The following is a 21,133-nucleotide window of genomic DNA, read 5'->3' as shown; positions in this document are numbered from 1 at the left end:
TTAGCCAATTATTGATACGTAAAAACATTTAATCAGGATAATTCTAGCTTAAGCCGCGCTTAAAACCACGCGAACTTATGGATTAACTATAACAAAAATGAATAATAATTTTATTTAAGATACTGTTTTGAGATAACAAATAGCAAGAATTGCACAGAAAAAAATAGAGAAAAATGAAGGTATTGGGATGGTTGGGCGATGCGCAGGTTGTCGCGCTTTTGTCATCAGTGCGTATGGTACTCACCTCTTCATATCATTAACTGCCAAAACAGCCCTGACTCGTTATTGTTATAAAGTGAATAGTTACATTTTATATATTAAATAAATTTCCCTTAAGTCAGAAAAAAGCCAGCATCCTGCTGGCCCGGTAAATACCGAATCGAACTAGAGTGGCTTGCTACCTTACAGAGGGCACAACGTTAAAAATTCAATACCGCTGCATAACGATTGAGCTGACTGAATCTGCAACGATCATCACCGCTCCCGCCAGCATTAACGTATCCTTCAACACCAGAGGTCCAGCTCCAGACAAGTACGGAAATCCGTGGTGTATATCTTCCCTGCGCTTTTATTATTTAACGAGAGAAAAGAGATCGTTTAATGATTCACTCATACTCGGATGGGTAAATATTTGATCGCGTAAAGTTGTATAGGGTAATCCTGCATCCATAACCGTCTTGATGATATTAATCATCTCATGCGAATCCACACATAATAGCGAAACACCTAATATCTGTTTCGTTTCGCTATCCACCACCGCTTTAAGTACGCCACGGGTGTCATCCGTCACTCGCGCACGCGGAATCGCCGCCACCGGTAGCGTGACTACCTGCACAGAAGCACCACTGGCGCGGGCCTGTTCTTCGGTCATCCCCACGCGGGAAAGCGGCGGCGTCATAAAGACGGAATACGGTATATTTTGACGATCGCCGGTGTGACGTACCCCCTCGCCTGACAGGTTGTCACGCACAATACGGAAATCATCCAGTGAGATATAAGTGAACTGCAACCCGCCGGTGACATCGCCCATTGCCCAAATATTATCTGCCGAGGTACGCAGATATTTATTCACGATAATGGCGCCGCGGTCGTTTACATCCACACCCGCTTTCTGCAACTGCAGATTTTCGGTCGCCGGTGTGCGGCCCGATGCCACCAGCAGCGCATCCACAGTCTGGACGCCTCCCGGCATTTTCACCAGTACCGCGCCGTCCACGGACGAAACCGCCTGTACGTTGGCGTTAAGGATAATCTCAACCCCTTTGTCGCGTAAAATCCCGGCGATAGCTTCGGCAATATCCCGATCTTCGCGGGCTAAAAACAGCGGAGCGGCTTCATAAAGGGTGACTTTGCTGCCGAAGTTGGCAAACATTGATGCGAACTCTACACCAATGTAACCGCCGCCCAAAATACCCAAACGCTCAGGTCGTTGCGTCAAATTCAACAGCCCGGTACTGTCGAACACACCCGGTGTGGTGGTTAACCCTTCTACGTTTGGTATCGTTGACTGCGCACCGGTATTAATAAAGATCTTCTCGCCGCTTAGCTCAATCGCGCCAGTTGACTGCACGACCCGCACAGTACGGTTATCGACAAATTCAGCACGACCGTCGATCACATCTACATTTTCCAGATCGGCCAGATTATGGAAGTTTTTATCGCGCAGGAAACTGACAACGGCACCCTTGCGCTGCATCGCCGCAGCAAAGTCATGCTGGAGTTCAGCGTCGTGTACCAGGGTTTTAGTTGGAATACAGCCGATGTTGATGCATGTCCCGCCGTACATGGTGTTCGACTGTTCAACAATCGCCACCCGCCAGCCCGTTTTTGCCAGGGCAGCTGCCAGCGTTTTACCCGCTTTGCCAAATCCAATAATAATCGCCTGATACTGATTCATGCTCTCTCTCCGCCTGGTCACTGTTCATTTGTTGAACTGAAGTATAGGGGTAACCAGGCAAGGGAAACGTATCCAGAACGCGCTCATTACTGTCAAATCGTCTAAATCACTTTTAACCTCTTTTCACGAAACATATAAGAATAATAAATTAACACTTTGAAGATATTACTTTAATTTAGAATTTTCGAGATAATCCCGCCAAACTAATAGTGGTAAAAACTGCTCAGGAGTCTTCATGGACACTCTCAGTCGATTACTCATGCTTAACGATCCGCAAGGCTCGATCGATCAAAACTGTTTACTGAGCAGAGACTGGCAACTGCCGCATGCGGCGGGCGAGCTGTCCGTTATCCGCTGGCATACGGTCACTCAGGGGGCAGCCCAACTTGATATGCCCGATGGGACATCTTTCACCCTGCGACCAGGGACTCTCGTTATCCTGCCGCAGAACTCCGCCCATCGACTTTGCCAGTCAGGGGATGAACAAACGCATATCGTTTGCGGTAGCCTGCAACTGCACGCCACCTCACGCTATTTTTTAACCGCGCTACCGGAAGCACTGATTCTGGCGCCTGAAGAAAAGAGTCCCGTCAGCCATTGGCTCAAGGCCGTGATTGCGCTATTGCAACAGGAATCCATTAGTGGGCTGCCGGGTTCCAGCGCTGTATGCAGCCAACAATGCGCCACGCTGTTCGCCTTAGCCGTTCGTGAGTGGTTAACCAGAGCATCGCCCGCACAAAACGTGTTGAATTTACTGCTGCACCCCAAACTCGGAGCCGTGGTGTTTCTGATGCTCGAATCACCGTCCTTTGCGTGGACCGTCGAAGAGCTGGCGAAACGCGTACACATGTCGCGGGCCAGCTTTGCGCAATTATTCCGTGAAGTCTCAAACGCCACACCGCTGGCGGTGTTAACCACTTTGCGCCTGCAAATCGCCGCTCAGATGTTGTCACGCGGATCTCAACCATTGATTGTGGTAGCTGAATCGGTGGGCTACGCCAGCGAGTCATCGTTTTATAAAGTCTTTCTACGCGAATTCGGCTGTACGCCGGGCGAATACCGCAAACGCGTGAAAGCGCTGGAAGCATAGAGCTACGCCTGCTTCGGGGTACAAACCGAAGACAGGCGTATGATTGAGAAGGTTACTTTTGCTTGCGATGCCTGTGCAGCCACATCAGCTTATACGCAGCCGGAATGATGAATAGCGACAACAGCGGCGCGGTGATCATGCCGCCAATCATCGGCGCGGCTATGCGGCTCATCACTTCTGACCCGGCTCCCGTCCCCCACAAGATGGGCAACAGACCGGCGATAATCACCGCCACGGTCATCGCTTTCGGGCGCACGCGCAGTACAGCGCCGTGATATAACGCTTCATCCAGTTTATCCGCCGTAAAGGTTTGCGGGTTTTCCAGCGCTGGCTCTGCTTCAATGGCGTGACGCAGATACATCAGCATCACCACGCCAAACTCTGCGGCCACGCCGGCCAACGCAATAAACCCGGTTCCGGTCGCGACCGACATATGGAACCCCATCCAGTAGAGGAACCAGATCCCCCCTACCAGCGCAAAGGGAACGCTGGTGATAATCAGCAGCGCTTCGCCAAAGCGACGGAAAGCCAGATAAAGCAGGACGAAGATAATCATCAGCGTCATCGGCACCATCAATTTGAGCTTATGGCTGGCGCGTTCAAGCAGTTCGAACTGACCGGAGAACGCCACGCTGGTCCCCGGCTTTAACTGTACCTTTTCCGCGATCGCTTTTTGCAGATCGTTCACCACCGAAACCATGTCACGATCGCGGGCATCGATGTAAATCCAACTGGTGGGTCGCGCATCTTCGGTTTTTAACATTGACGGCCCAGAAACGACCGTGACATCCGCCACATCAGCCAGGGTGATTTGCTGTTTCATGGGGGTCAGAATGGGCAAATTACGCAGCGCTTGCGGGCTGTCGCGATAGCTCTGCGCATAGCGAAGGTTGATAGGATAACGCGCGATCCCTTCTACCGTTTCGCCCACCATCGCGCCTCCCACTGCGGAGGTCACAAACAGCTGTACATCGCCAACGGTCATGCCATAACGGGCCGCTTTCTCACGATTAATATCCACGTTGAGATAGCGTCCCCCTACCAGACGCTCAGCTAACGCAGAGGCGACGCCTGGCACGGTTCTGGCCACCTCTTCAATTTGTTCCGCCGTCGCGTCGATATCAGCCAGAACGTTACCTGACACTTTAATCCCGATAGGGCTTTTTATCCCGGTAGAGAGCATGTCGATGCGGTTACGAATAGGTGGCACCCACAGATTCGCCAGCCCCGGCAAGCGCACGGTTTTGTCCAGCTCGGCGATGATTTTGTCCATCGTCATACCCGGACGCCACTGATCCTGCGGCTTCAGTTGGATCGTCGTTTCAACCATTTCCAGCGGCGCGGAATCTGTTGCGGTTTCCGCCTTGCCGGTTTTACCAAATACGCGCGCCACTTCAGGAACGGTCATGATCAGCTTATCGGTTTTTTGCAGCATGTCCGCCGCCTGCGCCGCCGAAATCCCCGGCAGTGTCGAAGGCATATACAGCAAATCGCCTTCGTTAATCTGCGGCAGGAATTCACCACCGACTTTATTCAGCGGGTAGATAACCGTCAGTATTGACAGCACCGCGACCAGGATAGTGGTTTTGGGCCAGTGCAGCACCTTCAGCAATAGCGGATGGTAAATACGGATCAGGAAGCGGTTAAGCGGGTTGCTGCTTTCCGCTGGTATTTTGCCGCGGATCCAGAACCCCATCAGGATCGGAATAACCACAATGGCCAGAAATGCCGCGCCCGCCATGGCATAGGTTTTGGTGAACGCCAGCGGACCAAACAGCCGCCCTTCCTGCCCTTCAAGGGTGAAAATAGGGATAAATGACAACGTGATAATCAGCAAGCTGATGAACAATGCCGGGCCAACTTCCACCGAGGCGTCGGTAATGACCTTCCAGCGCGTGGCGTTATCCAGCTTTTCACCCGGATGCTGATGCCCCCACTCTTCCAGTCGCTTATGGGCGTTCTCAATCATCACGATTGCCGCATCAACCATCGCCCCAACGGCAATAGCAATTCCCCCGAGCGACATAATATTGGCGTTCAGCCCCTGGAAATGCATCACGATAAACGCGATACACAGCCCCAACGGCAGGGAAATAATCGCCACCAATGCCGAACGCAGATGCCACAGGAACAGCGCGCACACCAGCGCAACGACGATAAACTCCTCCAGTAGCTTGTAGCTCAGGTTATCAATGGCGCGATCGATAAGCTGACTGCGATCGTATGTTGTAACTACCTCAACGCCTTCCGGCAGGCTGCTTTTCAGCGTATCGAGTTTGGCTTTAACGGCAGAGATCACCTCACGCGCATTTTTACCGGATCGTAGAATAACCACGCCACCCGCGACTTCGCCTTCGCCATTGAGTTCGGCGATCCCACGGCGCATTTCCGGCCCAATCTGGACGCGTGCCACATCGCGCAGATAAACCGGTACACCGTCGGCCCCGGTTTTCAGGACGATGTTATTAAAATCATCAAGCGTTTGCAGATAGCCACTGGCACGAACCATATATTCGGCTTCGGCCATCTCCACAGACGAGCCGCCCGCTTCCTGATTTGACGTATCCAGCGCAGATTTCACCTCCGCCAGGCTGATGCCATATTGCGTCAGCTTCATCGGGTCGATAACCACCTGGTACTGTTTAACCACGCCGCCCACCGAGGCCACTTCCGCCACGTTAGGAATCGTTTTTAACTCATATTTTAAGAACCAGTCCTGAAGAGAACGTAATTCCGCGAGGTCATGTTTTCCGCTGCGATCCACCAGCGCATATTCAAAGATCCAGCCGACGCCCGTGGCGTCCGGCCCCATTTCAGCACTAACGCCTGCCGGTAATTTTCCCTGCACCTGGTTGAGATATTCCAGTACGCGCGAGCGCGCCCAGTAAGGATCGGTACCATCCTCGAAAATGACGTAGACGTAGGAATCGCCAAACTGCGAGAAGCCACGCACCGTTTTCGCGCCGGGTACCGACAGCATGGTGGTGGTCAGCGGATAAGTGACCTGATTCTCAACGATTTGCGGGGCCTGTCCGGGGTAGCTGGTTTTGACTATCACCTGGACATCAGAGAGATCGGGCAGCGCATCAACCGGCGTGTTAATGATGGTCCAGGTTCCCCAGATGCTGAGAAACAGCGCCCCCATCATCACCAGGAAACGGTTTGCCACTGAACGGCGGATAATCCATTCAATCATTTATCATATCCTCAATGTGAATGGGTCGCCTGGGCCGGCATCGCGCCTGCGTCTTGCGCACCACTGTTCTGGGCGCGCATACGGTCAAGGGCACCAGAAATATTCGCCTCGGAGTCAATCAGGAACAGACCGCTGGACACCACTTTTTCACCTTCAGTCAGGCCTGAGCGAATAGCCGTCTGCCCCTGAGATTCATGGAAAACAGCCACCTGCTTCGGCACAAATCGACCTTCCTGAACAACGGTAATCACCCGCTGTTCGGTACCCGTATCAATTAACGCTTTAGACGGGATCAGCAGCATCGGCTCGCTTTGCGTTTTCAATTGCAGGTAAGCATTCATTCCAGGCTTGAGCGCTTCGTCGGGGTTATCAACCTGCAAACGCAGCTGGAGGGTACGCGTGGTGGCATCAACGCTTGGCAAAATACTCCACTTACTGATGGTGAATGGCTTATCCGGCCAGGCAGGAACCGTGATGCGAAATTGCGAGGCGTCTTTAATCAGCCAGGCAATAGATTCCGGGACCGACGCGCTGACCCATACCGGATCCATTCCCTGAATTTTCGCGACCACATTGTCTTTGGAAATATTCATGCCGGTACGCAAATCGAATGCGGTGATCACCCCATCAATGGGGGCTTTCAGGGTAAAGCGGGTCTGAATTTTACGCGTCGACTTTAAACGCTGGATATCCGCTTCCGGCATACCGGCAAGGCGTAATCGCTCCAGAATCCCTTCTACCTGCGTCGCGCTGCCGCCGGTCTCGCGCAGCAGCAAATATTCGCTCTGCGCCTCAACCCAGTCAGGAATCGTCAGGTCAATGAGCGGAGAACCCTTCTTGATTTTGTCACCCACAGTGAGCGGGTAAACCTTCTCGATAAAGCCAGCGGAGCGTGCCTGGACAATAACAAACTGGTATTCGTTATAGCTCACGTTAGCCGGGAAAGTTTGCGCATAGTGCAGTGGTCCCCGACGCACGGGTTCCGTTTTTAGCCCCAGATTCTGGGTCTGAGTGGGATCGATGCGCACACCAGGTGCTGACGCGCTTGCGGTCTCTTCATCGGCATATTTCGGGATTAAATCCATATCCATGAACGGCGATTTGCCCGGCTTGTCAAAACGCGTATTCGGATACATGGGGTCATACCAGAACAGAACTTTTCTGGCTTCTTTTGGCGAAGCCTGTCCGGTTTCGGTCGATACTTTTGCGGATGAATAATAAGTATAAACACCGACAGAAATAATTCCGCCTGCAATCATGCCAGCGAGAATAAGCGCGGTATTTTTAATATTTAAAGACGCCATAATGATTTCCATTGCGCGATAATCTCACCCGCGCTCGCAAGAACCCGGGCAAGAATTAAAGAGACCAGCGAGAACGTTATTTACTGATGTGAATATCGCGTAAAACAGAGATATTTCCCTGCTGAACAAACGTAAACGCGACCTTATCACCTGGCTTAATATCGTCAGCCCTGGTATCGGCCACCAGCGTAAAACGCATCGTCATGGCCGGCCAGTTCACCGCCGGAATAGGATCATGTTTAATCGTGACTTTTTTACTCTCCATATCAACAGCTTCAATCACCCCGGTAGCGCTAATGCGTTGTTCCTGCTGAGCCGCCGGCTGCATATTCATCATCTCGCTATGTTGATGCTCATTGGCCTGAGCGTTAAATATGACCACAGAGAAAAGGCTTAACAGCACGGCTTTGGCGGTAGTATTCATAATTGATGCTCCTGAAAAGTTAATATTAAGGATTACTCCACCCAACCGCCGCCTAAGGCAGCAAACAGCTTAATTTCATTAACCTGCTGGGCGTAATTAAGATCGAGCAGCGATTGCTGCGTGGCAAATAAAGAACGTTCGGCGTCCAGAACTTCGATATAGCTAACCGCGCCATTCTGATACAGCGCTCTGGCACGTTGTAGGGTGATTTGCAATGACGCCAGGTAGCGCTGCTGGCCGCTAATTTGCTCGGCAATGCTTTGGCGCAACGCCAGCGCATCCGCCACCTCTTTAAATGCGCCCTGAATTTTTTGTTCGTAATTCACCACCGACTGCTGTTGGCGAATTTCAGCCAGATCGAGATTGGACTGATTACGTCCGGCGTTAAAAATGGGAATATCTATTTTGGGGACAAAATTCCACATGCCGCTGGCAGCATTAAATAAGCTGGAGAGATCGCTGCTGCTACTGGACACGGAGCTGGTCAGGGTAATCGACGGGAAAAATGCCGCCCGCGCGGCGCCGATATTGGCATTCGCCGCCATTAATCCGTGCTCAGCTTCCATAATATCCGGGCGCTGCAACAGTATCTGCGACGAGAGTGATGGCGGCAGCGTAACCGGTTTAATATCTCCGCGACTGAGCGCCCGATCCTCGGGTAATTTTCCGTAGGTACCCAGCAACAGTTGCAGCGCGTTGTTCGCCTGCGCCAGTTCACCTTTACGCTTCGCGATTTCGCTGCGCGTACTTTCAATCACGCCCCGCGCCTGTTCCAGCGCCAGTACGTTAGTGCTACCGGTGACCAGTTGTTTTTCAACAAAGGCGTAGGAACGCTGATAGTTTTGCAGCGTTTCTTCGGCAATTTGCAGTTGTGCATAAGCCAGACGTTGATTGAAATAACTTTGCGACACGTTAGAGATTAATGAGATATGTACCGCCCGACGCGCCTCTTCACTGGCAAAGAAATTCTGTCGATCGGCTTCACTCATATTTTTCAGCCGACCAAAAAAATCCAAATCGAAACTGAGATTCAGCCCGGCCTCGAATTCGCGATCGGTGCCGCTGTCGCCTTTTAATTTACCGCTGTAGGTACCGCTGGAGCCTGCCGTAATTTGCGGATAGCGGTCAGCGTCCGTGACGCCATATTGCGCTCGCGCCTCCTGAACCTTCAGCACTGCCATACGCAAATCGCGGTTATTGACCAGCGCCTCACCAATCAGCATCTTAACCTGGTCGTCAACGAAGAAGGTCCGCCAACCGGTGTCCTGATAATTCCCAGAGGCTGACACCAGCGCATTCTGGCTTAAGGAGAATTGCTGTGGCACCGGTAAAGCCGGGCGCTGATAGTCCGGCGCTAATGAACAACCGGCGAGAACGAATATCGCGCTGAGGGTAAGAAGCTTAAATTTGCTCATAGTTCTTCTCGTCCTGACCGGACTGATGACCCTAAAATATGCAGGAATTTATAGGGTTGTACTTTAACGAAGTGACTCTGTTTAACCGGTGACAGGAAAATGACAAAACTGTCATTTTCCCAATAACCGATTGCTATCCGATCCCGCTTCCCTAGAATTGAAAGTCCGCACAAGCAGTGCGAGAAGGAGAATGCGATGAAGATTTTGATAGTCGAAGATGAGAAAAAAACCGGTGAATATCTGACAAAAGGCCTGACGGAAGCAGGTTTTGTCGTGGATTTGGCGGACAACGGCCTGAACGGGTACCACCTGGCGATGACCGGCGATTACGATCTGCTCATACTCGACATCATGCTGCCGGATGTAAACGGCTGGGATATCGTACGCATGCTGCGTAGCGCCAACAAAGGCATGCCCATTCTTCTCCTCACCGCGCTGGGTACTATTGAACATCGGGTTAAAGGTCTGGAATTAGGCGCTGACGATTATCTGGTCAAACCGTTTGCCTTTGCCGAACTGTTGGCGCGGGTCAGAACGCTATTACGCCGGGGCGCGGCGGTGATTGTCGAAAGTCAGTTTCAGGTCGCAGATTTAATGGTTGATCTGGTGAGTAGAAAAGTCACCCGCAGCGGGGCGCGCATCACCCTGACCAGCAAAGAGTTTACGCTGCTTGAGTTTTTCCTGCGCCACCAGGGAGAAGTTTTACCCCGCTCGCTGATTGCCTCTCAGGTCTGGGATATGAATTTTGACAGCGATACCAACGCCATCGACGTCGCCGTTAAGCGTCTGCGCGCCAAAATCGATAATGACTTTGAGCCGAAACTGATTCAGACCGTGCGCGGTGTGGGATATATGCTTGAGGTTCCTGATGGCCAGTAAACGATGGCAACGCCCTTTTTCCCTGGCGACGCGACTGACCTTTTTTATCAGTCTGGCGACTATCGCTTCATTTTTCGCCTTCGCATGGATAATGATCCACTCAGTAAAAGTGCATTTCGCCGAGCAGGACATCAATGATTTACAAGAGATCAGCGCCACGCTGGAGCGTATTCTTAATCAACCGAACGAACCTGAATCACGCCGACTGGAAACGCTAAAAAACGTCGTGGCGGGTTACTCGAACGTCATTATTTCTCTGGAAGATAGCAATCAGAAGGCTATTTTTCATTCACCTGGCACCCCGGATCTCCGGCAATTTATTGCCAGTGCAAGGCCGGATAAAAATGCCCATGCCCGCGATGTCTTTATTATATCTGGTCCCATGCTGCAAACGCCCAAACATACGCACGGGCAGATGACATCATCAAACTGGCGCATGATTCGTTTGCCTGTCGGACAGCTTGCCAATGGAAAACCGGCATATACGCTGTACCTGGCGTTATCGATCGATTTTCATCTGCACTATATTAATGACCTGAAAAACAAACTGATTATGACAGCATCGCTGATTAGTATGATGATTGTTTTTATCGTGCTGTTCGCCGTTTATAAAGGCCATGAGCCTATCCGTAATGTCAGTCGCCGCATCCAAAATATCACCTCGAAAGATCTCGACGTACGCCTCGACCCGCAAGCCGTGCCTATTGAACTGGAACAGCTGGTAAGTTCGTTTAATCACATGATCGAACGCATCGAGGATGTTTTTAAACGTCAGTCGAATTTCTCAGCGGATATTGCCCATGAGATCCGCACCCCAATCACTAACCTGGTCACGCAAACAGAAATTGCACTGAGCCAGACCCGTAGCCAAAAAGAGCTGGAGGACGTGCTGTATTCCAATCTCGAAGAATTTGGCCGGATGTCGAAGATGGTGAGTGACATGCTGTTTCTGGCGCAAGCGGACAACAATCAACTGATCCCGGAAAAAACCGCGCTCAATCTGGCTGATGAGGTCAGTAAAGTGTTCGACTTTTTCGAAGCCTGGGCAGAAGAGCGTGAGGTTAGTTTACGCTTTGAGGGGCGCGAATGCTGGGTATCGGGCGATCCGTTAATGTTACGCAGGGCAATGAGTAATCTGCTTTCAAACGCCATGCGCTACACGCCAAAAGGCGAGTCAGTGACCGTGCGGGTGAAAGAGGCCGATGAACAGGTGCAGATAGTCGTTGAGAACCCCGGCCCGCCAATTCCTCCGCAACATCTTCCGCGGCTGTTTGACCGCTTCTATCGGGTAGATCCTTCCCGGCAACGTAAGGGAGAAGGCAGCGGTATTGGCCTTGCGATCGTGAAATCGATAGTCATTGCCCATCAGGGAAAAGTTGCGGTGACATCCGATTCACATGCCACCTGCTTTATTCTGACGCTGCCCCGGCATGCAATTTAATCTCTGGTAATAACGGTTAAGTCATTCCTGTTCTCTGACTTAACCGTCATATTCCTGTCACGTCACTGACAGCGTGCGCTAATTATAATTTCTTCCGTAAACCCACACAGGAGAAATATGATGAATAAGATGTCCTCTTTTTTAGCTATCGCGTTTTTTATCTCAGCGGGCGTTAATGCGGCAGAAACGTCACCCCATGCACAATCATTTTCACAAATGAATGAACATGAAAAAGCGATGGTAGTACATCAGTCGACAAATAATGGTCATTCCTATGCCCATGAGCAACAGGCGGAAAAACACCGTGCGCAGGCAAACTCTGCACAATAACGGATAACGCCAAAGGGCGCTGCGATCACAGCGCTCTCAAAAGCTGTGCGCTACAGTATGCCGTTTTAATACTGGAGTCAGGCATGGCTTTAACCCTCACGGTATTGCTTGAAAATCGGCGCGCTGCTGGTGCAGATAAATCATTACGGGCAAAGCCTGGATTAAGTCTGTTAATTCAGGATGAAACCACCACCATACTGTTTGATACCGGGCCGGATGACAGCTTCATACTAAACGCTGCGCAAATGGGGATCGACCTGACGCAATTAACCGCCGTGGTGTTGTCACACGGTCATTACGATCATTGTGGCGGTGTCCCCTGGCTTGCCGATAACAGCCGTATTATTTGCCATCCTCAAATAGCCTGTGAGCGTTACGCGTCGATAACGCTTGCGGGAAAGCCACGACAAATTAAAAAACTCTCCCGCGATAACGACTACTCTCGTCTGAATATGGAATACACCCGCGAACCGTTGGCGATAAGCGATCGTTTTTTGTGGTCCGGGGAAATTAGCGTACCCACACCGCAAGCCTACGGCATTATTCGCGAGAAAACACCTCAACCGGATTACATCAGCGATGAAGGCGTATTGATCTATAAATCTGACCGTGGGCTGGTGATCATTACCGGCTGCGGGCACCGGGGAATAGAAAATATCGTCCGCCATTGCCAGAACATCACCGGCATTGGCAAAATTCACGCCCTCATCGGTGGGTTCCATTTACGCGCCGCCTCTCCCGCTAAGCTGTGGCGGACGCGGCAATTTATTAAGCAGCAGCAACCGGAAAAACTGCTCGGCTGTCATTGTACCGGTTCGTGGGGACGAATGTGGCTACCGGGAACAAAAGCCCCGGCAACGGGGGATGTCATCGTGCTGGCGAACTAAAGGCGGTAAAACGTGACCCACATCTGCATTAGAAAACGGGAACTTACGTTCCCCGTTTATCATTAACGACAATTATGCACGTAACCTTGATCTGGTCACTTATTATACAGAGACAACCTTGGGTACACTCGGGGTAGAGGTAAACAAACAGGAGGTAGTGAATATGTATCGCTCAATTCTGGTGCCCATTGATATCTCTGAAGCCGATTTAACCCGCCATGTTGTGCCGCAGGTTCAGGCGCATGCCAAAACCGCCAAGGTCCATTTTCTGGCCGTTATTCCTACCGTTCCGTTCTATGCCTCGCTGGGACTGGCCTACTCTAGCGAATTCCCGGACCGCAGTGGTCTACAGGCCAAGGCCAGCGAAAAACTCGAAGAGATTGTTAAGCAATTCAATATTCCTGCTGGCAGGAGTCAAATCCACGTTGTTTACGGCCCACCGAAGGATCAGATCCTCAAACTGGCGGAAGCGGTTGACGCCGAACTTATCGTCATCGCCTCGCATAAGCCTGGTTTTAGCACTTACCTGCTGGGTTCAACGGCTTCTGCCGTAGTTCGCCATGCAAAATGTCCGGTGCTGGTTGTACGTTGACACTGGCTAACACAATAAAAACGGGCGTAAATTTTCGCCCGTTTTTATTCCGACTGAGGTCAGCACTCAGTGCTGATTATCCAGCACGCAAATGCGCTCAGCCAGCAAGATGTGTGCAACGCAGTCTTAATGAAGTAGAAATATGGCTGGAGAAGGAAGGTTCGTAGCGATACGCAGAAGCTAAGAATTGGGGCTTACTTTGAAATGGTACGCCCTGTAGGATTCGAACCTACGACCTACGGCTTAGAAGGCCGTTGCTCTATCCAACTGAGCTAAGGGCGCATTGTGAAGTGATAACTTCATGCAGAGAAACGCGTGAATTATACGGTCAGCGCTTGCTGAGTCAATGCCTTTTGTTTCAGTTGCTGGCGAAGTGTACGAATGTTGATTTTTTCTGGCCGTTCAAGGGTATCCAGGAAATCACCTGGTAACAACTCAGCCCACATAGCGCCAGATTTAAGGATACATGTATTTAGAATATTTATGATTTTGCTTAACATTCCCCTACCCTCTTTCCAGCGGTTCAGGAACTCTTCAATGTTAAGTATCGCCATCAAGGAAGAAAATAGTCACTTTGAACACGGGCTGAAAATCATTATTTCCCATCTGGCAAATCAGTGGCATCAGGAGATTAGTTTTTTGCCTGTCGAGGAGATCGATCGCGCCGACATCGCGTTTATCTCACTGGATGAAGATTGGCTCAGCGCTGAATGCTATCAGGTTCCGGTTCACACCAGGCGCCAACACCGGGTGGTGATCTGCAACAGAAACGATAAAGATAAGCTGATGTTCCGGCCCTGCCTGTACATGTTGCCGCTGATCTATCGGGAAGATGACGTTGACGAGATCACCAAAAAATTAGTCCTCATCTTGCAAAAACGCGCGTTACGCAACAGCGTACCGGCGACTATCTGCCATTACTGCACCACCCGCAACTTTTCTATCGCAGAGCGCCAGTTCTTAATGTTTCTTGCCAGCGGATATACGTTAGCCGAAACCGCTCACCTGCTCTCAATCAGCGATATCCATGCCAAAGCAACCCGTCGCAGCATTATGAAAAAGCTGCACGTGAAAAACGATCAGCAATTCTTAAGATACATCCGGGCGCATCTGAACTTTCTACAAAATTAGGTGGAACCTCTCCGCCTAATTTTTTATTGAGAAATATCTCACCATCAATTAAGTATCGGCTCCTACTGTACCTGGCAACTGACTGCCAGAATAATCCAGTCATACTATTCATGAGGTAACCGAAAGGCACACCCGGTAATATTTTAACTAATCCCAGAGAGAGGTTGCACTGGATAAAACGATCTTTTGGGCATTGAGTAAGACATCAGAAAACTTCCGGCAGATTATTCTGATGGGATACTCAATTGCCAGTCTGGTGATTGTTGAAGACATTGAAACCCAACGGCACAAGGGAACTCACCGTCGCGCTGGAAAAATTTGGGTCAGGGATGTTTGTTGTCAGCAATTTATCCAGACCTGCCGCAACAGAAATGGAATGGAAACGGATGCACAGCGCAAAACGCCGGGAACGACATCGCCGTATACGAAACACTAACTGTACCCATCAATATCCCCACTGTACCTCACAAGTATTCGACCAAATCGAGTATCTGGCGCAAAAAATCGAATACACCATACCGGGCGATACTATATCTCAGGCGATTATTACAGTGGACTATTATCTTGCCTATACACTGAGCCGCCATTTATTCTCAGGCACGCGCACCGCGATCTTCCGGTCCATTGAATCGGCGCTGGTCTGCCTGCAAAAGTCGGTCATTAGTCAGTTAGTGGTTGATATAGAAGGCTTAACAAGCTCTTACTTCGATATTCTTCAGTGCCTGCGCCAACTACTTAAACAGCGGAATGATATCCAAATCTTCATATTGCTTTCCAGTCATGATGAAGATCTTAAAACCTTTATATCACTGTCTGGCCCCTTTTATATCTTATCACGCAGTCTACACCTCCCAGAGATGCGTCAGGCGTTATTATCCCCGGTGCTAAATTATATTCATTCGAGGCGCATAAAGCAGGTCGATTGGGATATGGTGACCTTACTTTTACAAGGTAACTCCTTAAAAAAGATTGCGCAGTTACAGACACAACCCTACCACCGCATCATCTATCGCCTGAACCAGTTGATTACCCGCCTGGGATTACCAAACCGGCAGCGCTTTTTGCATCTGATACATCGTCTCAACGTTACCTCTCATCATTTAATTTAACACCATAACTCCATGTACAGTAAGATTTTTTAAGAAATTACTTATTTTTACATGAGAAAATTGATCCAATTTTCACAAATATTTAATATTTACAACTATTCCTGGTATTATAGATACCACCTCTTCCACACTTAACCTTACTGTTTCTGCGTACATCGATCGAAAATAGTGTTCCCGCTGACTTAACAAAACCTAAACAATTAGCTTATTGTATCGTTTTTACTATTTAAAATAAATTTTCAATCTGCCATAATTCGAACCACAGATAAATAATGCCAATAGTCATTAACACATCTGGATCTTTCAGAACATCCTAACTGCCATTAACAATCGGGATGTTGTAAGTCTTTTCCGAAAGAGCGGAGCAGGTATAATCCTCACTGTTTCCTGATTAATTGTTAGTTTTTCCAGTGAGAAATGGATGTTCCACAAATTCATTGTTCTGTAGAAGAACAACCGAATAAACAAGGACGAAATAGTATTTATTCGGTTCTCCTCAGAACAACTCTTGGCTATTTGACAATATTATAACGCCTGATGTTTTATCAAATTCGCAAGATACGCAAACAGTTTGAGGCATACAACAATGAAACCAGCATCCGTTATCATTATGGACGAACACCCTATTGTCAGAATGTCGATAGAAGTACTCCTCGAAAAAAACAGTAATATTCAGGTTGTGCTGAAAACCGATGACAGCCGCGCGGCAATAGAACATCTACGCACATACCCTGTCGATCTTGTCATCCTGGATATTGAACTGCCTGGCTCTGATGGCTTTACATTACTCAAGAGAATAAAATCATTGCAGGAGAATACTCGGGTGCTATTTCTGTCTTCAAAATCTGAGTCTTTTTATGCCGGGCGCGCTATTCGCGCTGGGGCAAATGGTTTTGTCAGTAAACGAAAGGATCTCAATGATATCTACAATGCGGTAAAAATGATTTTATCAGGATATTCTTTTTTCCCTTCGGATACACTGAACTTTATTAACAATGTAAATGTGCAAAAAGGTGTATTAAATGATATGCCGCTCTCTAACCGCGAGGTGACGGTTTTGCGTTATCTGGCAAACGGGCTATCCAATAAGGAAATTGCTGAGCAGTTGCTACTCAGTAATAAAACGATTAGCGCACACAAGGCTAATATCTACTCCAAGCTCGGTTTACATACCATCGTTGAACTGATCGACTACGCCAAAATGCATGAATTAATGTAACAACACTCCCGGCGAGATGTCGTTCGGGAGTGTTTTGTCAGCGCAATGATTAGTTATAGTTAATCATAAATGTGGCATCGGCCCTGGCAACACCGGGCTGCACCCCATCAGCCAGCGCGATATAGTTGGCAAAAAAAGTCAGCGTGGCATTGCCATTCTCATCAATACCGACGGTCTGGCTGGCCTGCTCAAGCGGCAATCGCGTCCGGTCGCTATCGCGCAGCTCAATCGCCACCTTTTGCGCCATAAGCGCATTATCGAGCGCCAGTAGCGTAGTGCCTGGGGCCGGGGTCCCGGAAAACGTTATCGACGCGGATCCCGGCGGGCAGCCTTCAAGCTTCAGCGTAAACGAGACCGGTTGGGTGGTGTCGCCGCTGGTCTGTAACTGCTTTGTCGGCCAGGTGCCTAAATCAACCGACTTATTGCTGTCGCTGGCAATCACCGCGCAGGTAAAATCCACCACGTTACCGCGCAGTTCAATATTGATTTCCCCCAGCGACGAGGCGGCCTGGCATAAAACGCTGAATGCCAGCATCGGCATAATCGTCAGAAATGCCCATGCGGCGGGCGTTTGCTTATTAGTCATAGTCCACTCGCAGATAGCCACGGGCAGTAAAAGGCCCTTCCGTAGGTTTATTGCCCGTCACGCTGACCGGCCATGTCCGGATCCCAACACTCGCCGCGGCGTTGTCGTCCAGTTGAAATGGAATAGTGCTGGACAGATTGTTAGGCGTTAGCGGATTACCGCTGCTGTCGGCAACAATGAAACCTAAATCCGGGTTGTTTGAAACCATCATTTGCCCGGAGGCTTTCTCCGCTTCTACCCGCATGGTTAAGTAGGCCTGAGCGGCAACGTTGGTGCATTTTATGGCCACCGTTTTAGTCTGCGGATTAATACCTTCGGGCTTGTTGCCCGCGCCCGCCTTGCTAAACAGCGATGCGCCAATATCGCCAAAATCAAACTCGACAATCTGTCCGGCGTTCACTTCGCAGTTTTGTGGAACCTCCACCTTACCGCTGTAGCTAATGGTGTAAACCGGCGTACTCAGCGCATCTCCGGTACTGGTGGTGACATAGACTCTGAACATTGTCTGCCGGGGAATGGGCACCATGTTAATAAATGAGCGGATCACTTTGAGTTTAAACACCAGCTTTGAATCCATTACGCCAAAAGGTTGCTGCTTAGGCACGTTAGGGTGAGTCCCCATGCGGATATAGTTACGCGGGGGATAAAACAACCCGGCGTAACTGTCGGTGATGCTCATAGCCCCCAGCAGGTAGTCATTAAGTTTCAGGTACTGAAAACCGCCCTCGGTGCTTTGAACCGGAAGTTCAGTGACATAGCTTCGATAGGTGTAATCCACCGTCGTCCCTGCCGGACAGGTGGCATTGACGCCAATCCAGCCTGATTTTTCCGGCAACGTCACCACCTGTCCCGGTTGGTTGTTGCTGCTGTTAAAGACATTCGACAGATCGTAAAAAACATCCGTTGGTGTGCCATTCGAATTTTGGCAGACCGTTGCCCAGGACGGTTGTGCCATAAGCAGTAACGCGCTTGCCAGTAACAAACCTGTTTGTCGTTTCATCGTATTATTCCTGTCGTGCCGCTGGCGATTCGCACGTCACATTCGTGAGCGTCACCGCCTGTTTCAGGCTCTCTTCAGGCAAGGCATAATGCGCCACGCAACGAGCGTTTGCGCCTTCCCCCCATTGGATCAGCAACTCGCCTTTAAGCGGTAGGCCGCTCAGGTAAATTTGCCCGTCTTCACCCACCATACTGGTCACGCCGCTGGTGTTTTCACGCACAACGGAGCCAAATGGCACAGCTTTACCGGCATATTTCGCCGTCATCAACGCCCGCACCCCGATACGTGTATCAAACGCCGCTCGCACCAATGCCCCTTGCGTTGGCACGACGCTGCTGACGTTGTTTTCCACATCGGTATTGTTATTCATTGAATTGGTGTCTAACGCGACGCGGTTATAGCGATAGACGGTGGCATACGGCATCACCGCGTATCCACGCCAGTCGGTCTGCACGCCGGTCTGGTTTTCTATCCGCACGCCCTGAGCGCCTGGCGCTTTGATCAACACATTGGTATCGCCGAGCGGCTGACTAAGCGTAATGCCATCCGCATGTCCTACCACGCCGCCGGAAAGCTGCCAGTTGTAGTCATGCTGGTCGCGGTCGTAGTTGTATCCCACGCCAAGCGTGCCATAGGCCGCCTGCCAGTTAGCGCTGGCGTTTCCGCTGTAACCATTAGTACTGCTGTGACCCTGATTCACGCTATAGCTCAGGTTACGGCCATCCAGCAACGTACCGCCGATCCCGCTCTGCCAGCTATTTTGTCCGTTGCTATTGCGGTTGGCATTAAAGGTGGCGTAGGTGCGATCGAAGGCATTATCACGCGAGTACCGCCGCCCGCTCAGCAAGCTGAACGGGATTGACATATTGAATGCCAGGATGCGGTCAGTATCGGAGATGCCGACCGATTCATTCCACGACCAGGAGAGTGAATAGCTAATCCCCTGCCAACCGCTGGCATAGCCCAGTTGATACCAGGTATTGGTGTCAGAAGTATTCCAGTACGTTTGCTGGCTACCCGAAATATACAGCGATCCGTAATCCCCCAGATTCTGCGAAATGTTGATCTGGAAACGGCCTTTCTTGCTGTAGCTCAGATTGTGGTAACTCTTCACATCTGGCACGTCGTGGCGATTGCCTTCACTGTCGTATTCGTACTCATAGCCTTCCATACTGCGATACGCGACATCGTCGAGGGTATAGAAGCCACGGGTAGAGTAGCGATAGCCCAGAAGCTGAAAGTTAGTGCCAAAATTGTTCAATGACTTCGCATACAGGAAACGCAAAGACTGCCCCTGGTGCGTACTGTCATCCGCCAGTTGGCTGCGCGCATGGGTTAAATCGACGGAAACGGCCCCCCAATCCCCCAGATTTCGCCCGGTACCTAAAACCAGCGCGGTGTAACGTGAGGCTAACTGTGTACCACCATAAGCGGTATAACCCGCTGGTAACCCGGCGATTAATGTTCCCTGGAAAAAGAACGGTGAGGATTGCTGGCTATTGCCGCTGCGAAAATCCCCGGCAACCACGTCATACTTGAAACGCCCTTCTCGCTGTAACAACGGAACCGTGGAGTACGGCACCGTATAGCGCTGCTGGCTACCGTCTTTCTCATCCACCGTCACCTCAAGGTCACCGCTGGAGGAGGTCGGGTTAAGATCGGTTATTGCAAAAGCGCCAGGTGAAACATAGCTTTGATAAATCACGTAGCCATTCTGACGAATAGTCAGTTTCGCTGCGGTACGCGCAATGCCCCGCACGGTAGGCGCATAGCCTTGCAAGCTGTCGGGATACATGCTGTCTGAGGAATAAAGTCGCGCGCCACGAAAACCGACGCTGTCAAAAACGTCATTTCCGGTATTGCTGTCGCCCATCACCAGTTCACCCTTCAGCGGGATAACCGCGCGCTGAAGCCATGTACCGATGTTTTTCCAGCTTTGTGAATGGTATCCGTCGCCTTTGGAATAGCTCCACGCGCCGTTGTTCCTCAGTCTCCAGGGACCATAGTTCAGGCCACTCAACATGCTCAGGAAATAGCTGTCAGTATCGCTCCCACGGCTACCGGTAAAGTTATAGTTAACCAGCGCGGCCGGGATCCCTTCATCCCACTCGTCCGGTGGAATGTAGCCGCGCGCGCTGTTTAACATCGACGCCTGCGGCAGACTGATGTTTAAGCGCAAAGTAGAAAAATCAAAAGCAATTTCACTGCCAGGAATCGCCTCAGGCAAATTGATACAGGTCGCGTTCGGATCCTTACTGAGTGCCGGAAACGCGGCAATATTAACGCCCAGGCGCTTCACCCAGTCGAGTCCAAAGCACGGCATCAGTCCGCCAGACTTCTCCCCGGCTTTTCCCGCACTGCTGACAAAACGAATGTCCTGGGTAGCAACGAATTCATCATTGCGCCAGATATCCACACGATAAACGCCTTCAGGCTGATGATTACCTTTTTCAAAACGTGATAAATCCGCCACGGTTGCGGTATCCGCAGATAAAAATGCCGGATTAAAATAGCTTTCCCCATGGCTTAAAGAGGGAAAGAGCGCCGCCAGCGTGGACAACGCCACCCCCGCCAGCGGTGGCGTAACCCCCGGTAACAGGTCAGGAAAATACGTTGTCTTATTCATCGTTATC

The 21,133-nt window shown here is 50.4% G+C and carries 18 protein-coding genes, 1 tRNA gene and 1 pseudogene; 9 read left to right on the top strand and 11 right to left on the bottom strand.

What is annotated here, in order from left to right; genetic code table 11:
* Positions 1 to 427 precede the first annotated feature (427 nt).
* Together FDW96_RS19570 and rclA are read right to left on the bottom strand one after the other, a co-directional pair.
* Positions 428 to 556 (bottom strand): annotated as a pseudogene (locus FDW96_RS19570) (DUF417 family protein); the annotation flags it as partial.
* A gap of 15 nt (positions 557 to 571) precedes the next feature.
* Positions 572 to 1,897 (bottom strand): reactive chlorine resistance oxidoreductase RclA, encoded by a 1,326-nt coding sequence (rclA, locus tag FDW96_RS19565; protein ID WP_137366159.1) that lies wholly within the window; start codon positions 1,895 to 1,897, stop codon positions 572 to 574.
* Between the two features lie 235 nt (positions 1,898 to 2,132).
* Between rclA and rclR the strand changes: the two genes are divergently transcribed.
* Positions 2,133 to 2,987 carry a reactive chlorine-specific transcriptional regulator RclR gene (rclR, locus tag FDW96_RS19560; RefSeq protein ID WP_137366158.1) on the top strand — a complete coding sequence of 285 codons (855 nt, stop codon included), beginning with the start codon at positions 2,133 to 2,135 and terminating at the stop codon, positions 2,985 to 2,987.
* A gap of 52 nt (positions 2,988 to 3,039) precedes the next feature.
* Here the strand turns inward: rclR and FDW96_RS19555 are convergent, their stop codons facing one another.
* The 4 genes from FDW96_RS19555 to FDW96_RS19540 form a co-directional block, all read right to left on the bottom strand.
* The gene (locus FDW96_RS19555; RefSeq protein WP_042309917.1) at positions 3,040 to 6,183 is read right to left on the bottom strand and encodes a CusA/CzcA family heavy metal efflux RND transporter; all 3,144 of its coding nucleotides are present in this window, start codon (positions 6,181 to 6,183) and stop codon (positions 3,040 to 3,042) included.
* An 11-nt stretch (positions 6,184 to 6,194) separates the two neighbouring features.
* On the bottom strand, positions 6,195 to 7,487 hold the full coding sequence (locus tag FDW96_RS19550; protein WP_137366157.1) for an efflux RND transporter periplasmic adaptor subunit: 1,293 nt from the start codon (positions 7,485 to 7,487) through the stop codon (positions 6,195 to 6,197).
* 76 nt (positions 7,488 to 7,563) lie between these two features.
* Positions 7,564 to 7,911 carry a cation efflux system protein CusF gene (cusF, locus tag FDW96_RS19545; RefSeq protein ID WP_042309919.1) on the bottom strand — a complete coding sequence of 116 codons (348 nt, stop codon included), beginning with the start codon at positions 7,909 to 7,911 and terminating at the stop codon, positions 7,564 to 7,566.
* A 32-nt stretch (positions 7,912 to 7,943) separates the two neighbouring features.
* A complete protein-coding gene (locus FDW96_RS19540) occupies positions 7,944 to 9,326 on the bottom strand; it encodes an efflux transporter outer membrane subunit (protein ID WP_137366156.1) in 1,383 nt (460 codons plus the stop codon).
* Positions 9,327 to 9,521: 195 nt separating this feature from the next.
* On the opposite strand from FDW96_RS19540, the gene cusR reads away from it, so the two are divergent.
* From cusR to uspF, 5 genes are all read left to right on the top strand, one after another.
* Complete coding sequence (gene cusR, locus FDW96_RS19535) at positions 9,522 to 10,205, top strand: copper response regulator transcription factor CusR (RefSeq protein WP_038638530.1); 684 nt, start codon at positions 9,522 to 9,524, stop codon at positions 10,203 to 10,205.
* Entirely contained in the window at positions 10,195 to 11,646 is a 1,452-nt protein-coding gene (locus FDW96_RS19530) for a Cu(+)/Ag(+) sensor histidine kinase (RefSeq protein ID WP_137366155.1), read from the top strand. Before cusR ends, FDW96_RS19530 begins: the two co-directional genes overlap by 11 nt.
* A gap of 120 nt (positions 11,647 to 11,766) precedes the next feature.
* Complete coding sequence (locus tag FDW96_RS19525; RefSeq protein ID WP_137366316.1) at positions 11,767 to 11,976, top strand: hypothetical protein; 210 nt, start codon at positions 11,767 to 11,769, stop codon at positions 11,974 to 11,976.
* Positions 11,977 to 12,059: 83 nt separating this feature from the next.
* Entirely contained in the window at positions 12,060 to 12,863 is an 804-nt protein-coding gene (locus FDW96_RS19520) for an MBL fold metallo-hydrolase (protein WP_137366154.1), read from the top strand.
* A 163-nt stretch (positions 12,864 to 13,026) separates the two neighbouring features.
* Positions 13,027 to 13,455, top strand: a complete 429-nt coding sequence (gene uspF / locus FDW96_RS19515) for a universal stress protein UspF (protein WP_038638520.1) — start codon at positions 13,027 to 13,029, stop codon at positions 13,453 to 13,455.
* A gap of 205 nt (positions 13,456 to 13,660) precedes the next feature.
* On the opposite strand, the gene FDW96_RS19510 is transcribed toward uspF, so the two are convergent.
* Both FDW96_RS19510 and FDW96_RS19505 read right to left on the bottom strand, forming a co-directional pair.
* Positions 13,661 to 13,737, bottom strand: a tRNA-Arg gene (locus FDW96_RS19510).
* Positions 13,738 to 13,775: 38 nt separating this feature from the next.
* Positions 13,776 to 13,955 (bottom strand): hypothetical protein, encoded by a 180-nt coding sequence (locus FDW96_RS19505; protein WP_042309935.1) that lies wholly within the window; start codon positions 13,953 to 13,955, stop codon positions 13,776 to 13,778.
* Positions 13,956 to 13,992: 37 nt separating this feature from the next.
* On the opposite strand from FDW96_RS19505, the gene fimW reads away from it, so the two are divergent.
* From fimW to fimZ, 3 genes are all read left to right on the top strand, one after another.
* On the top strand, positions 13,993 to 14,586 hold the full coding sequence (gene fimW, locus FDW96_RS19500) for a fimbria biosynthesis transcriptional regulator FimW (protein WP_061381606.1): 594 nt from the start codon (positions 13,993 to 13,995) through the stop codon (positions 14,584 to 14,586).
* Between the two features lie 386 nt (positions 14,587 to 14,972).
* Positions 14,973 to 15,695 carry a fimbriae Y protein gene (locus FDW96_RS19495; RefSeq protein WP_137366315.1) on the top strand — a complete coding sequence of 241 codons (723 nt, stop codon included), beginning with the start codon at positions 14,973 to 14,975 and terminating at the stop codon, positions 15,693 to 15,695.
* 586 nt (positions 15,696 to 16,281) lie between these two features.
* The gene (gene fimZ, locus FDW96_RS19490; protein ID WP_038638509.1) at positions 16,282 to 16,914 is read left to right on the top strand and encodes a fimbria biosynthesis transcriptional regulator FimZ; all 633 of its coding nucleotides are present in this window, start codon (positions 16,282 to 16,284) and stop codon (positions 16,912 to 16,914) included.
* A 49-nt stretch (positions 16,915 to 16,963) separates the two neighbouring features.
* Here fimZ and sfmF read toward each other — a convergent pair whose 3' ends face one another.
* From sfmF to FDW96_RS19475, 3 genes are read right to left on the bottom strand one after another with little or no spacing between them, the layout of a single operon-like run.
* Positions 16,964 to 17,455: a fimbria assembly protein gene (gene sfmF, locus FDW96_RS19485; RefSeq protein WP_137366314.1), complete on the bottom strand. Its 492-nt coding sequence runs from the start codon at positions 17,453 to 17,455 to the stop codon at positions 16,964 to 16,966.
* Between the two features lie 37 nt (positions 17,456 to 17,492).
* Positions 17,493 to 18,500, bottom strand: a complete 1,008-nt coding sequence (fimH, locus tag FDW96_RS19480) for a type 1 fimbria D-mannose specific adhesin FimH (RefSeq protein WP_038638504.1) — start codon at positions 18,498 to 18,500, stop codon at positions 17,493 to 17,495.
* A 4-nt stretch (positions 18,501 to 18,504) separates the two neighbouring features.
* Positions 18,505 to 21,126: a fimbrial biogenesis usher protein gene (locus tag FDW96_RS19475; protein ID WP_042309942.1), complete on the bottom strand. Its 2,622-nt coding sequence runs from the start codon at positions 21,124 to 21,126 to the stop codon at positions 18,505 to 18,507.
* Positions 21,127 to 21,133 lie beyond the last annotated feature (7 nt).

Source organism: Citrobacter sp. TBCS-15, assembly GCF_005280815.1.
GTDB classification, from domain to species: Bacteria; Pseudomonadota; Gammaproteobacteria; order Enterobacterales; family Enterobacteriaceae; genus Citrobacter; species Citrobacter werkmanii.
This window is presented reverse-complemented; position numbering and strand designations above follow the sequence as displayed.

Excerpts from the sequence above, each read along its gene's own strand:
- FDW96_RS19540 (WP_137366156.1), bottom strand. The coding sequence starts at position 9,326 with ATGAGCAAATTTAAGCTTCTTACCCTCAGCGCGATATTCGTTCTCGCC.
- FDW96_RS19475 (WP_042309942.1), bottom strand. The coding sequence starts at position 21,126 with ATGAATAAGACAACGTATTTTCCTGACCTGTTACCGGGGGTTACGCCA.
- FDW96_RS19530 (WP_137366155.1), top strand. The coding sequence starts at position 10,195 with ATGGCCAGTAAACGATGGCAACGCCCTTTTTCCCTGGCGACGCGACTG.
- cusF (WP_042309919.1), bottom strand. The coding sequence starts at position 7,911 with ATGAATACTACCGCCAAAGCCGTGCTGTTAAGCCTTTTCTCTGTGGTC.
- FDW96_RS19505 (WP_042309935.1), bottom strand. The coding sequence starts at position 13,955 with ATGTTAAGCAAAATCATAAATATTCTAAATACATGTATCCTTAAATCT.
- FDW96_RS19550 (WP_137366157.1), bottom strand. The coding sequence starts at position 7,487 with ATGGCGTCTTTAAATATTAAAAATACCGCGCTTATTCTCGCTGGCATG.
- fimW (WP_061381606.1), top strand. The coding sequence starts at position 13,993 with ATGTTAAGTATCGCCATCAAGGAAGAAAATAGTCACTTTGAACACGGG.
- cusR (WP_038638530.1), top strand. The coding sequence starts at position 9,522 with ATGAAGATTTTGATAGTCGAAGATGAGAAAAAAACCGGTGAATATCTG.
- FDW96_RS19520 (WP_137366154.1), top strand. The coding sequence starts at position 12,060 with ATGGCTTTAACCCTCACGGTATTGCTTGAAAATCGGCGCGCTGCTGGT.
- uspF (WP_038638520.1), top strand. The coding sequence starts at position 13,027 with ATGTATCGCTCAATTCTGGTGCCCATTGATATCTCTGAAGCCGATTTA.
- FDW96_RS19525 (WP_137366316.1), top strand. The coding sequence starts at position 11,767 with ATGAATAAGATGTCCTCTTTTTTAGCTATCGCGTTTTTTATCTCAGCG.
- rclA (WP_137366159.1), bottom strand. The coding sequence starts at position 1,897 with ATGAATCAGTATCAGGCGATTATTATTGGATTTGGCAAAGCGGGTAAA.
- FDW96_RS19495 (WP_137366315.1), top strand. The coding sequence starts at position 14,973 with ATGCACAGCGCAAAACGCCGGGAACGACATCGCCGTATACGAAACACT.
- sfmF (WP_137366314.1), bottom strand. The coding sequence starts at position 17,455 with ATGCCGATGCTGGCATTCAGCGTTTTATGCCAGGCCGCCTCGTCGCTG.
- rclR (WP_137366158.1), top strand. The coding sequence starts at position 2,133 with ATGGACACTCTCAGTCGATTACTCATGCTTAACGATCCGCAAGGCTCG.
- fimH (WP_038638504.1), bottom strand. The coding sequence starts at position 18,500 with ATGAAACGACAAACAGGTTTGTTACTGGCAAGCGCGTTACTGCTTATG.
- fimZ (WP_038638509.1), top strand. The coding sequence starts at position 16,282 with ATGAAACCAGCATCCGTTATCATTATGGACGAACACCCTATTGTCAGA.
- FDW96_RS19555 (WP_042309917.1), bottom strand. The coding sequence starts at position 6,183 with ATGATTGAATGGATTATCCGCCGTTCAGTGGCAAACCGTTTCCTGGTG.